This window comes from Pseudoalteromonas sp. 10-33 (assembly GCF_001469195.1).
GTDB lineage: Bacteria > Pseudomonadota > Gammaproteobacteria > Enterobacterales > Alteromonadaceae > Pseudoalteromonas.
This window is the reverse complement of record NZ_LOFI01000001.1, coordinates 635,857-648,921: the sequence shown is the minus strand read 5'-3', so window position 1 is coordinate 648,921 and position 13,065 is coordinate 635,857. Positions and strand designations below refer to the sequence as shown.

Here is a 13,065-nt window from a genome sequence, read left to right as displayed (position 1 = left end):
GACGCACTAGTAAGATCAATAATACTTAAGAATTAACTATTAAGTATTAATATTTAAAGTAAACCTAAAATAGACTCAGCAGATTGATTAGCCTGCCCACGAAGTGCAACTGATGATTGCGCTAAAATGTCATTAGACACTTGTTGCGAAATTGCCTGCGCATAATCGGTATCTTGAATTCGGCTTTGACTAGCTGCAATATTTTCTTGCTGCACCCCTAATCCTTTAATTGTACTTGCCAACGTATTTTGAAATGCACCTAACTCAGCGCGTTGCGCATTTATTTCATCATTTGCTTGCTTGGTTATATCGATAGCTGCTTGTGCTCCAGCCTGAGTTGAGATATCTATAGTAGATAGCGTCGGGGCAAGACTTCCATCAGATTGGTTTAGTGTTTGACTGATATTTGCATCAGAGCCTACCTGAAATGATACAGGCTCACCATTAAACAACGGTTTCCCTGCAAAATTAGCGTTTTCGAACGTGTCGTTAATTTGACTTTGCAGCTGCACGACTTCTTCTTGTAGCGCAGCACGATCATTATCAGTCAGTGCACCATTACCCGCTTGAACAGATAACTCTTGAATGCGCGTGACAGCATCATTTACACCACTCAAGTTAGCTTCGCTTACTTGGGTATATGAAATTCCGTCATACGCATTACTTACAGCTTGGCTAAAACCATTTTGCTGTGAAGTAAGCCTATCAATAATTTGTAACGCTGCGGCATCATCTGCTGCACTATTTACTTTTTTACCGGTTGCTAGTTGCTCTGCAAGTTTGTTATTTGTTTGCTGAGTTTGGTTTAAAAAGTTAGCTGATGGTGATTGAATTTTCATAACGGCCTCCGTGGTGCTGACTGATTAAATTATAGCTTAATTTGCGAAATTTTGTGCTTTGTACCATGGTTAGACTAAATTAACTTGGCACTTTGCTTGCTTAGTGGTTAAAGTATTGAGATGCGTATTAAAAAATCACGTTTGCGTGTCATATAACGCCAATAATAAATAATTTGGGTAGCACTATGTTCGATAACAAAACAATTTTAATCACCGGTGGTACCGGTTCATTCGGGAAAAAATACGTCAAAACGCTACTTGAGCGTTACAATCCAAAAAAGATCATTATTTTTTCACGCGATGAACTTAAGCAATTTGAAATGCAACAAGAGTTTGACCAACCTTGTATGCGTTATTTTATTGGCGATGTAAGAGATAAAGACAGATTAATACGTGCCATGCGCGGTGTAAACTATGTTATTCACGCAGCTGCTTTGAAGCAGGTTCCGGCAGCTGAATACAACCCGATGGAATGTATTAAAACAAATATTAATGGCGCTGAAAACGTGATTGATGCAGCTCTTGATAACGATGTCGAAAAAGTAATTGCGCTGTCTACTGATAAGGCTGCAAACCCGATTAATTTGTATGGTGCCACTAAATTGGCATCAGATAAACTTTTTGTAGCCGCTAATAATATTGCAGGTGGCAACCGCACTACCTTTTCTGTTGTACGCTACGGTAATGTGGTTTGCTCTCGCGGCTCTGTTGTGCCTGTTTTTCAAAAGTTTATTGATGAGGGGCGCGACCATATTCCAATCACACACGATGAAATGACTCGTTTTTGGATAAACCTTCAACAAGGCGTCGATTTTGTACTAACTAACTTTGAACGTATGTTAGGCGGTGAAATTTTCGTTCCTAAAATTCCTTCAATCCGTATTACCGATCTTGCCAAAGCGATGGCTCCTGACTTACCACTAAAAATAATTGGCATTCGCCCTGGTGAAAAACTTCATGAAGTAATGTGCCCTGCAGACTTGTGTTTTGAAACCTATGAATATAATGATCACTTTGTAATTGCGCCTGGTATTAAGTTCAGTAGTCGCAGTAATGACTTTACCGTTAACGCGATTGGTGAGAAGGGTAAAAAGGTAGAGCAAGGATTTGAATATAACTCTCTTCATAATTCGCATTACATGACGATTGATGAGATTAGAGAATTTAACACCCAGGCATTAAGTTAAAGCTGAATAAAATAAATGATTCCATACGGTAAACAACTAATAAGCCAAGCAGATATTGATAGTGTTGTAGCTGTTTTACAGTCTGACTGGCTGACTCAAGGGCCAAAAGTACCGGCTTTTGAAGCTGCTATTGCAAACTATTGTAATGCTCAATATGGTATTGCTGTTAATAGCGCGACTTCGGCACTACATATTGCATGCTTAGCATTAAATGTAAGCGAAGGTGACACTGTTTGGACCTCGCCAATTTCTTTTGTGGCCTCTGCCAATTGTGCGCTTTACTGTGGTGCTAAAGTAGACTTTGTAGATATAAACTTGGCAACTGGCAATATGTCTGTATCAGCCCTTACTGATAAGCTGATTAGCGCAAAACAAAATAATTGTTTACCTAAAGTCGTTATCCCTGTGCACTTGGCAGGCCAATCTTGTGATATGAAAGCCATTTATGATTTATCAAAGCAGTATGGTTTTAAAATCATTGAAGATGCATCACATGCTATTGGCGCGCAATATAATGGCAATAAAGTAGGTTGCTGTGAATTTTCAGATATAACCGTATTTAGTTTTCACCCGGTAAAGATAATTACCTCTGCCGAAGGCGGTATGGCGGTTACTAATAATCAACAGCTTGCAAAAAAATTACAGCGCTTAAGAAGTCATGGGATCACTAATGATCCAAATGAAATGACTGAGCAAAGCCATGGCCCTTGGTATTACCAGCAAGTAGAGCTTGGCTTTAATTACCGAATGACAGAATTGCAAGCAGCACTTGGCCTCAGCCAACTTGATAAACTTGATGAATTTGTTACAACCAGAAACGCACTCGCTATTTCATATTCTGATGCGTTTGAAACTACGCCTCTCTCGCATTTAACACAACTTACAAAATGCTATTCGAGCTACCATTTATACGTAGTTAAACTTGCTGACGGCCACAGCCACCTTCATAGGCATATTATTGAACAATTGAGAAGTAAAGGCATTGTTAGTCACCTTCATTATATTCCAATACACACTCAACCTTTTTATAAAGCAATGGGGTTTAAAGACAGCGACTACCCCAACGCAATGAAATACTATAAAACAGCATTCACAATCCCTTTGCATCCTCAATTAACAGAGCAAGAACAAAGCTATATTATTAATGAGGTTGGTAAGTTACTGTGAAGCTAGCACTAGGTACTGTTCAATTTGGTGTTGACTACGGAATAAGTAACACACTAGGCAAAACACACCGCAAAGAAATAAAAAAAATACTCAACCTCGCTAAAAGCGAAAATATAACGACCATTGATACTGCATCAGCTTATGGTAATGCTGAAAAAGAATTAGGCCAGTGCCTAGTAAATTCATTCAATATAGTAAGTAAAATTCCTCCTATATCTAATTTAATCAATGTTGATGAATTTATAACAAAAACGGTTAAACAGTCTCTTTGCGACTTAAATTGTGACGCTTTATATGGATTACTACTTCATCGCTTTGAAGATTTTAGTCAATTCCCTGTTGCACTTGATTGCTTAAAGCAAATTAAAGCAGATAATAAAGTAAAAAAAGTGGGAGTATCTTTATATTCCCCCGAGCAGCTTAATAATGATGTATTAGCATTTGCAGATCTGATTCAGTTACCTCTTAATATTCTTGATCAGCGCTTCGCTCAATCAAATTCATTAAAACAACTAAAAGCTGCAGATATAGAGATTCATACTCGTTCAGCCTTTCTTCAGGGGTTATTGCTAATGGAAAGTGGCACTTTCCCAGATTATTTTAAACCTATTGCTCCTTTACTAGAAAAGCTTACCACGCTGAGTAATCACTTAAATGTCTCAAAGTTATCACTAACATTAAATTATGTGGTTAATATTGATGAAATAGACAAAGTGGTTGTAGGCGTCAACAACGAACAGCAGCTTAATGAAATTTTAAGCTGCTTAACTTCAAGCTTATCCAATATTGATTTATCTGAGTTTAGCCTACCTGATGAGCGTTTTATTAACCCAGCACTTTGGCAATTAAACCGATAACGATTGGTAGTGAGTATGTGCTCTCGTGCATGTATTAATTAATTTAGCTGTTTCAACAGGCCCAACGTTAAATAAGCAGTCAATCACACTCAAATGAGAGATAAACTCACCCTTAATTTGTGGGTATTTAGGATGAATAAAGTTTTGATAAAAAACATCAATACCATTTTTAACTAATGCCCCGCCTGGGGTCTCTTGTTCAATGTAAGCCTGCGCACCTACTGGTGATAAATAAGTATTACATTCTAACTCATGACAAATAGATACTAGCCGAGCATCTTTAACACCAGACACGCCTTTAAACTGAGAAGCAGTAAATGTTGGTGTGGTTATATTCATATACCCCATCAATACTTTAATGATTTTAATATTCATTTGAGCCAGGCAAGTAATGCTCTCGTCTTTATAAATGGGATCTAATAGTGGAAACAAGGAACTAAAAAACGGTGCTTTTGCGTAGCTTTCAGCAATGCTTTTAAGATGCTTTCTTCGCCAAGGATTTGCACTGACAAATTGAGTATTTTCAATTGTTGCTGTCATTCTTCCTTTAGGGGTTCTTACCGGACAAGTCAGCATAAGCTCTTGCTTACCCGATTTAATTTTATTTCTAACATGCCAATCACTTTTTTCAAGCTTTACGTTGTCTAAAAATACGAATTTATCGGCGCTGTTAATTAACCCAAAATAACCTAACCAGGGTAAGTAAGTAGGCTGCATTATACTCAGTAACATGTTATTTCGCTTTTACTTAATTGCATTGTAAATTCATAAGGGTAACCACCTGGCTTAGTAACGTAGTCATGCTTTAAGGAAACAAAAGGTGTCATTGTTGTTTTGCATAATTCAAATAATTCTAAGGGTGAGACATAAAAAAGAGCCTCATTTTTAAATTCCACAAATGTCGATAACGCATTAAAAATAACCGACTGCTCACACTGCTGAATACTTTTTTGTAAGGTAAGTGTTAAAAAGCCCATGTTATCAGTCATTTTATTATTGAACACACCGCTAATAAGCACATGGTCATAGCCTTGTGCTATCTCATCCTCATAGATATCAAACACTTTGAATTGAGCTTTTGTATCTGAGGTAAACTTGGCATTTGCGGCGTCTATAAACTCTGGTACAAAGTCATAACCTAAATACTCACCGGTAAAACCGTTTTTTCTTAGATACGAAAGCATATCACCCAGCCCACAGCCTAAATCGATAACTCGGCTACTTGATGAAATCATATTCAGAAATATCGCAAATCTTACATCTTGTGATTCTTTTGATACATGCTGTACTGATTTGTGGCTGTCACCATACTCTTTATACAGAGACTGATAATACGACTTTAAAGTATTACTTGTCTTGGTAGTCATTTATAAACATTACCATATTGGTTAATTGCTCTTGAGGTGTTTCGGGACGGACAAATAAATTTATAATTTGATCATTAATCAGTGACGCATTTGGATAATGTCCATTGGTTTGTAATTCACCTAACGATTTATAATGCTTAGTAAAAATAATGCCACTCTCTTTTGCCTTAGCTAAAAAGTGACTTCTATTTTTTATAAGTAAAGGGTAGCGCCAATACGTTACTTCAGCATCAAAACTTGCTTTTACAAAAAGCGAATTAGTAATATTATTTTGCAGATAATCTACATTCTCTTTTCGCACTTGCATTTGCTTATTTAAATTTAAAAAGCGGCCATTTAATACTTCTAACTGTTTTACGTCACTAAATTGAGCCATTTTATTCTCGTTTAAAAACTCCTTAGCGCATTCAAATAGCCGCTCAGAGTTAGTTAAAATAGCTCCGCCATATTGATTATCAATAGGTTTATCATACCCAAAACTTAAAATAGAGAAGTCGCCAAAGCTACCTAACGGTTTGCCTTTGTATTTACTGCCATACACCAAACATGCATCTTCTATTAGTGTAATGTTATTGTGTTTTGCAAACTTTTCTATTTCATCAATTTTACAATAGTGTCCGTAACCATGAACGGCCACTATTACTGATACAGAATCATTAAAAACAGCTTCTATATTAGTAACCTCCATAGACAAAGAGCACAACGAAACATCAGCCAAAATAACGTTGTAACCTGCCATTTGAATAGCAAACAAAACAATAGGGCAACAACTTGCTGGCATTATTACTGAGCTACCCTTTGGAGCCTGAGAGGCGTTGAGTGCAGTTATAAGCGCAAAGCTTCCAGAGCTAGTCAATAATGCATGCTGGCGGTCAAATTTAGTGGCAATAAAGCTCTGTAATTGAGTTAAACCCATAACCTCAAATCCTTACGATAACGAGATAAAGGAAAGCTCTCTGGCTGAGTAAGTATTTCTACTTTTTTGACACAGTGCTGTAAATCAGTTTCTAGTTGCTCAAAAGAAAAAAAGCGCCATAGAGAATAACGATGTATTAATGGAATCGTTTTTTCATATTCCAGATCACTTGAACTTTTTATATCATGCTCAAAGTGTTTATCTAGTATATCGCCAATCAAAATTACGCCACCGGGCCTGCATACTCGTATCATTTCTTTAATCACATCAAGTGCATATTGATAGCTTGGGAAATAATGAAAAATACTGTAACTCAGCACTCTTTCAAACTCATTGTCTGCAAACTGAAGATCACTGGCTTGTGATTGATAAAAGACGCCTTGAGGAAGCAATTTTTTTGCTTCATCGATCATTGCTTGAGAATAGTCAACACCTGCATATTGTGAGCATTTTTGTAATTTTGATAGTAGTAATCCGTTGCCACAGCCTACATCTAAAATACTATTCCCCTGCGCTGAGAGCATCAGTTTTTGCTCAACATCATCGCAAAGAGCCTGCCAGAGTGTATCGTCAAAGGGGCGCCCGACCTGTGCTTTAAAATCACTGTTTATACGAGCAATTTCATCCCACTCTGCTTGTTTAGAATTAAACTCACTCATTTGATACCTTTATGATTTCTTGTGCGAATTGCTCGGTTGAATCGAGAAAATATGATTTGAGCATTGTAGCTCTTTGCAATTTAATATCTGAATGTAAAAATCGCTCAATGTTTAATGTTAAGCTTTCAACCGTTGCATCTTCAGCAAGACCTAAGTCAAAGGTTAAATGTGCGCTGGCAAGTTCCAAAGTGTCTTTATGTTGTGCATTCGTTTGCGAGATAGCACAATTAGGTATAAGGCAAAAACCGGCTTCATATTTTGTAAGTCCCCCGCCATTAATAATCAAATCAGTTTGCTTGTAAACAGCAGACATATCATCAACAAATCCTAAAGCTTGGTAAGTATTATTTTTTAAACTAATAGAAGGCATTTTTTGATCTAGTAGAATAATTTCTTTATTTACAAACAACTTATCTAAGGCGTAAACAACATGGGTAGCCACATCAAATCGATCATTACCGCCAATAAAAACCAAAATACTCTCAATACTATTTTTAAAATGAACTTGAGAGCGACTTTGCCTTAATGATAATAACTCTTGAGCAAATGAAAAGTAACGTACTCCTAACCTATGTTTGGCAGTTGGGCGACAAAACGCTTCAGCGTTAAATCTAAAATTCACAATAAGATCTATAAAGTCGTAATTATATTGATCAAAGTCGTCAATGATACATAACTTCAATCCTAATTTTTTTAATTCAAATAATTGCTCAAAAGTAAACTGATAGCTATCGGCAAGCACCGTCATATGAGGCTCAAAAGTAAAGTCACTGCTTGCTACGGTGAACCCAAAATTATTAATACGCTGGGTAGAAAATTGATCAAAGTCGCCAAAAAAAATAATATTACTACAAGGCTGCAATGCAAAGGTCGCTCTAGCAACATTCAGACACCTTGATAGATGCCCAAAGCCTGTTTTCGCAGTCCCACTACAATAAAAAATAAAATCAGCCAACAGTGCAATACTCTTTTAATTCTTTATGAGCAAGAGCAAGTACGTCAGATAACAACCAACAACGACCGCTAAACCTACCCGACACAATAATATTTTTAAATGAGTTCGTTAATGTTTCATAATTTAGCTGCGTTGTATTACAAAACTCATGCGTAGGTACAGGAAAAGTATTATCTATTTTTTGAACGCACCCACTTTTCATTTTTGTATCAGGCGATATCACCCCCATATTTTTAAGATCAATAATACCCTGCTCTAATGTGTATGTAGGGTCTGCTTTATACCTTAAAACCTCTGCCGATACTTGATACTTGTCACTTTGTCTTAAATTATTGTACAGCGTAACCCTGAAAATATCCGAACATGGGTCCCAATTCCAAAGATAATGCGATTCTCGATTTAAAGGCTGCTTATCAAAGGTAAAATGCAAGATATTTGCAGTCCTAAATATAGGTTTATAATTTGCGATCGATAAATTAGCGGCCTTTAGTGCAAATACAGGCGGGGCGCTCCAAAATAATAAATCACATTTAATACGTGAGCCATCGCTAAGGCTAAACGCGGTGACTAAATCATCTTGATATTCAATGTCTAAAACTTGGCTATTACAGCGAATTTCAACGCCTAAAGACTCTGCTTTTGCCTGTAATTGATCGATCCAAGTCTGCGCGCCTTTAGCGCTATTTGGGTAGTAATAATTTGGAAGGTTAGTACCTTGCGCTACAAGTAACGCTTCAAATTCAGCGGCGCTATGATAACCCAGCTTTTTATCAAACTCAGGATGTTGTTTTAACACGCGTGACAAAGATGCATTAAATGCTTTTATTCTTGTAGCACCAAAATAATTTATGCTGGTATTTTTAGCTAAATCAGTAAATGATACATCGCTGCCATAAAGCTTATTTATAACTGGTTTTGCAAGATATTGATAAAACACTACACCTAAAGTTTCGCACAAATATTGCTCAATGTTATCGGCCTCAGACTCCGATGTGAGCGACATAAACTCACCGATGCCTTGTTTGTAAAGTGCTGAATCTAACTTTCTTGCATCAATAGTTTGCGTTTCTAAATCCCACTCACCTGCAAAGTAATTCCCTGTTTTGAGCTGTGTAAATGTATGCCAATTTTTAGAAAACTGAGGAAGATTGAATAATATCTCGTCTATTTCAGAAACACCCGTGCTAGCTGGAATATGTGTGCCTTGATCGTAATAATTACCAGCATCGTCAGCGACTGAATTCAACAAGCCTCCTAACGATTCAGACTGCTCAATTAATACAACGCGATCGTAATGCTTGCGCAACAAAATACTTGCCGTTATTCCACAAATCCCACCACCGACCACTGCACATGTTTTCATAGCTAGCCTCTTAACTTATTCGTTAACGCAAAACTAACTCTATCACCCAGCTCTACATCGCTTGTTAAACACAGCCCTAGTACATCATCAAAATGCTTAGTGTGTAAGCCAAAGCCTGGCCTAACCGATTTGATATCGTGCTTTGTAATAACATGGCCCTTAGGTAAATCCTTAGCAAAATAAAGTGAGCGCCTAGCTAACATATTTTTTTTCGCTGAATCTGTTATGTCATAGCTCACAGTACCTATGGCTTTTTCGGCGTCTCTTACTGACCTAACCAGTGATGAAAATTCGTCTCTATCTAATGAGAAAAAGGCATCTACTGAATCGTCAGATTTATCAATAATAAAATGCTTTTCAATTATTTTTGCACCCAATGTAACACTTACTATCGGTGAAATAATTCCTTGTGTATGATCAGATAAACCAGCAATACAATTAAATCGTTTAGCTATATCGGAAATTGTTGCTAAGTTGCATTCTTCTAATGGGGTTGGATAAGCTGTTGTACACTTTAAAATTGCAATGCTATCACACCCGTTATTGCGCAATGTACTAACCGCAAGTTCAATGTCAGCTAACTCAGCAATTCCTGTTGAAAGAATCACAGGCTTGCCTGTTGCCGCAACATATTTCAAAAGGGGAATATCTGTTATTTCCGGAGAGGCAATTTTATATACCGGTGTATTTAATGATTCAAGTAAATCAACGGAAGATTCATCAAATGGGGAAGAGAATATATCAATTTCGCAACGTTTGGCTTCTTCGAACAGCGCCTGATGCCATTCCCAAGGTGTAAACGCTTTTTGATAAAGAGAGTGCAAAGACACATGTTCTTGCCAAGGGTTATCGCTAGGCAAACAAAAATCTGGCTTCGAACAATTTAGTGTGATTGTATCTGCCGTGTAAGTTTGTAGCTTTACAGCATCTGCCCCAGCTAACTTAGCCTCAGCGATTAATTTTTTCGCTTTATTTATGTCTCCACCATGGTTTGCAGACATTTCAGCTATGATGTAACACGGACTATTTTCATCGATTATTTTATTGTTAATTTGCATAATAAGTCCAAAGCTAATTAATGTTGTTCATTTTGTAATGAAATAGCTAACCCTTCGTTACGAATAACTTGGCTATTAATCTGTTTAATGTGAGGATAAGCATCAAGTATATTTTTTATATTTTGATAGTTAATGTTAACCGTATCGTTAGTAAAGCGTGCTAATTCTTCAATAACCTGCCAATCTTCAGGTGTATCTAATGTAAACCGATAGCTGCTGTCATCTGTTGTGTTTTGCATTTCATAGGTAGAAAATTGATTTAGTTTATTTTCGTAAAAATGTAACGTCACGTGTTCACGTTCAGACTCTCTGAGTGCAGCCGTATTTAAAGAGGATAGTACGCTCGTTTTAAAAACCTCACAATCAACGCCTTCGGCAAACTGTTCACTCAAAAAGGCATAATCAACCTGTTTTTCAAAGTATGTCTGCAATAATAAATCACAAACGCCAACATCTACAAAAGGTGAATCGCCTGTTATTCTCACAATATGATCTGATGGATATGCTTGGCTTGCTTGCTGGAAACGCGCTAAAACATTATCCTCTGAACCTCTAAACACGTTGATATTATGGCGTTTGGCTAACTTAACCAACTCATCATTTTCTTCGTTAAAAGAAGTAAGAAGAACAATATTATCAATGTACCTAGATTGCTTTAAACGCATTACAATGTGCAAAATAACGGGGATCCCATTTAATTCTTTTAACACCTTGCCTGGTAATCTAGAAGATCCCATTCTTGCTTGAATAAATGCAGCAACTGATTTCATTAATTTAACCTTTGAAAGCCACTGTGGCATACAGGCCCATTGATTAGGCTTTCTATATCTGCATTACTGTCTAGCGACTGCTGAAGAAAATAAAAAACATCTCTCATTGCATCAATATATTTATCGCAAAGCTTCTCGGTATGGGCAATCGAAAGGTAAATAACATTACTCGCTAAAAACCCTCTTTTAAGCATTTCTTGGGTAAATAGTGTTTTTAATGCCAATGCATGATCACCTGGAAATATAAATATAGGGACACTATCAATACCTATAATTTTTAGGTTAAAGCCTGTTTGAGTGACCACTTCTTCAATACGAGATTTTAGTCTTGCGCCAGTTTCATTTAAGCGTTTGGGAATATTATCTCTTTGAAATATTTCTAATGTTTTTAACGCAGCTGTAAAGCCAACTCGTTCGGTCCAATAAGAACTACTAATGAAAGATTGTTGCGCTGCATCCATCACTTCAGAACGACCTATTATAGCCCCTATTGGATGGCCGTTACCCAGTGCCTTTCCTAGTACACAAATATCTGGCTCTATCGATGTTAAAAGATGAGAAGCCCCTGTGTTGAGTCTAAACCCTGAGGATATTTCATCAAAAATTACAACAATGTTATGTTCAACAGCTAAATCTTTCACAGCTTGAAGAAAGGCAACATCCGGCAACCCATGACGAAAAACTTCCATCATAACAACGCCAAGGTTATCACCGTGAGCATCTATGATTGCCTTAAAGCCATCAATATCACCTTCTTTAAATGGCACCACAGTATTTTGTAATTGCTTAGGTACACCAGCAGGCCTTAAACCAGGTAATAATTGCTCATCTAAATTTTCAGCGTCAGTTATATTTGTTGCTAAGTACCAATCATGCCAACCATGGTAGCCGCAAAAGGCAACAACATCTTTTTTACTATAGGCGCGGGCAATTCGCACTGCTAACGCACACGATTCCCCACCAGTACGAGTAAAGCGGACAGCTCCTGCCCAAGGGTGTATTTCAATAAGTTTTTCTGCTAATTCAACTTCTTCATGGCAATTCAAACTACTCATACTTCCGTTAGAAATCGAATTTATCACCGCATCGTTAATTTCATCATTAGCGTAACCTAAAGAACTAGTACCAATTCCCATAATAGAGAAGTCATAGTAATGATTATCATCTAAATCCCAAACTTCACAGCCTTTAGACTTTTTATAATAGGCAGGCCATTGATCGGGTAAAAACATTTCAGCACGCTTTGAAAGTAATTGATTCCCACCTGGAATAATTTTTTTGGCTTTTTGCCACAGCTCAGCACCCGAATTGCTTTTTGATGACATGTTTTTTCCTTAGAAATAATAAGTTTAAATTATTTATCAACCATTATAATGAAATTTCGCTTACGCTCTAATAACTTATCGGCTATTTTAAGAAAAGGCTTAGGAAGAATAGATATTTTTTATAGAAGTGATTTTTTCATAAACAAACCATGGTCAGTTTGCTCGCTAATTTCAAAACCCAATTTATTATAAGCAGATATTGCAGGTATATTACCCTTATCGACACCCAGTATAATTGTTTCTATATGAAAGTTTTTAGCTAAGTAATCTGCACTTGCAGAAATAACCTCAGCTGCAACACCTTTACCACGCCATTTAGCCTCCCCCAACAAAATCCCCATTGTCGCGGTTTTATTAACTAAGTTGATAGGCTCATACTTTATATTACCAATATGCTCACCATCAGCAAAAATACCCAGCAAAATAGCTGCTGGGTCTTCATTTTTAGTTTTAATATAAGCCTTCAATTCGTTTAAAGATGACGATGTATAGCTAATAAACTCTTTAGCTTTATTATCTTCAAACCAGCTGAGGTATCGATTTGAAGCATGAGCCTCAGTTAAGAGCGTAAGAACAAATCGTTTACTCTTAATCTGCATATT

General features: G+C 36.9%; 14 protein-coding genes. 3 read left to right on the top strand and 11 right to left on the bottom strand.

The features are described from left to right. Positions 1–53: 53 nt before the first annotated feature. Positions 54–839, bottom strand: a complete 786-nt coding sequence (locus tag ATS76_RS02990) for a flagellin N-terminal helical domain-containing protein (protein WP_058550985.1) — start codon at positions 837–839, stop codon at positions 54–56. Between the two features lie 185 nt (positions 840–1,024). Between ATS76_RS02990 and pseB the strand changes: the two genes are divergently transcribed. From pseB to ATS76_RS02975, 3 genes are read left to right on the top strand one after another with little or no spacing between them, the layout of a single operon-like run. Next, positions 1,025–2,026 (top strand): UDP-N-acetylglucosamine 4,6-dehydratase (inverting), encoded by a 1,002-nt coding sequence (pseB, locus tag ATS76_RS02985; protein WP_058550984.1) that lies wholly within the window; start codon positions 1,025–1,027, stop codon positions 2,024–2,026. Positions 2,027–2,041: 15 nt separating this feature from the next. Next, complete coding sequence (pseC, locus tag ATS76_RS02980) at positions 2,042–3,193, top strand: UDP-4-amino-4,6-dideoxy-N-acetyl-beta-L-altrosamine transaminase (protein ID WP_058550983.1); 1,152 nt, start codon at positions 2,042–2,044, stop codon at positions 3,191–3,193. After that, entirely contained in the window at positions 3,190–4,050 is an 861-nt protein-coding gene (locus tag ATS76_RS02975) for an aldo/keto reductase (RefSeq protein WP_058550982.1), read from the top strand. The genes pseC and ATS76_RS02975 overlap by 4 nt, the downstream gene beginning before the upstream one ends. Here ATS76_RS02975 and ATS76_RS02970 read toward each other — a convergent pair. The 10 genes from ATS76_RS02970 to ATS76_RS02925 all read right to left on the bottom strand — a co-directional run bounded on the left by ATS76_RS02970 (position 4,039) and on the right by ATS76_RS02925 (position 13,062). Further along, on the bottom strand, positions 4,039–4,782 hold the full coding sequence (locus tag ATS76_RS02970; RefSeq protein WP_058550981.1) for a WbqC family protein: 744 nt from the start codon (positions 4,780–4,782) through the stop codon (positions 4,039–4,041). The genes ATS76_RS02975 and ATS76_RS02970 overlap by 12 nt on opposite strands. After that, a complete protein-coding gene (locus tag ATS76_RS02965; RefSeq protein WP_152995618.1) occupies positions 4,773–5,417 on the bottom strand; it encodes a class I SAM-dependent methyltransferase in 645 nt (214 codons plus the stop codon). The genes ATS76_RS02970 and ATS76_RS02965 overlap by 10 nt, the downstream gene beginning before the upstream one ends. After that, entirely contained in the window at positions 5,398–6,333 is a 936-nt protein-coding gene (locus tag ATS76_RS02960) for a DegT/DnrJ/EryC1/StrS family aminotransferase (protein ID WP_058550980.1), read from the bottom strand. The genes ATS76_RS02965 and ATS76_RS02960 overlap by 20 nt, the downstream gene beginning before the upstream one ends. Beyond that, positions 6,324–6,992, bottom strand: coding sequence for a class I SAM-dependent methyltransferase (locus tag ATS76_RS02955; protein WP_008132655.1), 669 nt, complete (start codon positions 6,990–6,992; stop codon positions 6,324–6,326). The genes ATS76_RS02960 and ATS76_RS02955 overlap by 10 nt, the downstream gene beginning before the upstream one ends. Continuing rightward, positions 6,985–7,947: a glycosyl transferase gene (locus ATS76_RS02950; RefSeq protein WP_201023485.1), complete on the bottom strand. Its 963-nt coding sequence runs from the start codon at positions 7,945–7,947 to the stop codon at positions 6,985–6,987. The genes ATS76_RS02955 and ATS76_RS02950 overlap by 8 nt, the downstream gene beginning before the upstream one ends. Next, positions 7,940–9,310 (bottom strand): FAD-dependent oxidoreductase, encoded by a 1,371-nt coding sequence (locus tag ATS76_RS02945; RefSeq protein ID WP_058550978.1) that lies wholly within the window; start codon positions 9,308–9,310, stop codon positions 7,940–7,942. The genes ATS76_RS02950 and ATS76_RS02945 overlap by 8 nt, the downstream gene beginning before the upstream one ends. A gap of 2 nt (positions 9,311–9,312) precedes the next feature. Continuing rightward, positions 9,313–10,368 carry a pseudaminic acid synthase gene (gene pseI / locus ATS76_RS02940; RefSeq protein WP_058550977.1) on the bottom strand — a complete coding sequence of 352 codons (1,056 nt, stop codon included), beginning with the start codon at positions 10,366–10,368 and terminating at the stop codon, positions 9,313–9,315. Between the two features lie 17 nt (positions 10,369–10,385). Further along, entirely contained in the window at positions 10,386–11,138 is a 753-nt protein-coding gene (locus ATS76_RS02935) for a cytidylyltransferase domain-containing protein (protein WP_058550976.1), read from the bottom strand. Further along, complete coding sequence (locus ATS76_RS02930) at positions 11,138–12,463, bottom strand: aminotransferase class III-fold pyridoxal phosphate-dependent enzyme (protein ID WP_058550975.1); 1,326 nt, start codon at positions 12,461–12,463, stop codon at positions 11,138–11,140. The genes ATS76_RS02935 and ATS76_RS02930 overlap by 1 nt, the downstream gene beginning before the upstream one ends. A gap of 119 nt (positions 12,464–12,582) precedes the next feature. Next, complete coding sequence (locus ATS76_RS02925) at positions 12,583–13,062, bottom strand: GNAT family N-acetyltransferase (protein WP_058550974.1); 480 nt, start codon at positions 13,060–13,062, stop codon at positions 12,583–12,585. Between the last annotated feature and the right edge of the window lie 3 nt (positions 13,063–13,065).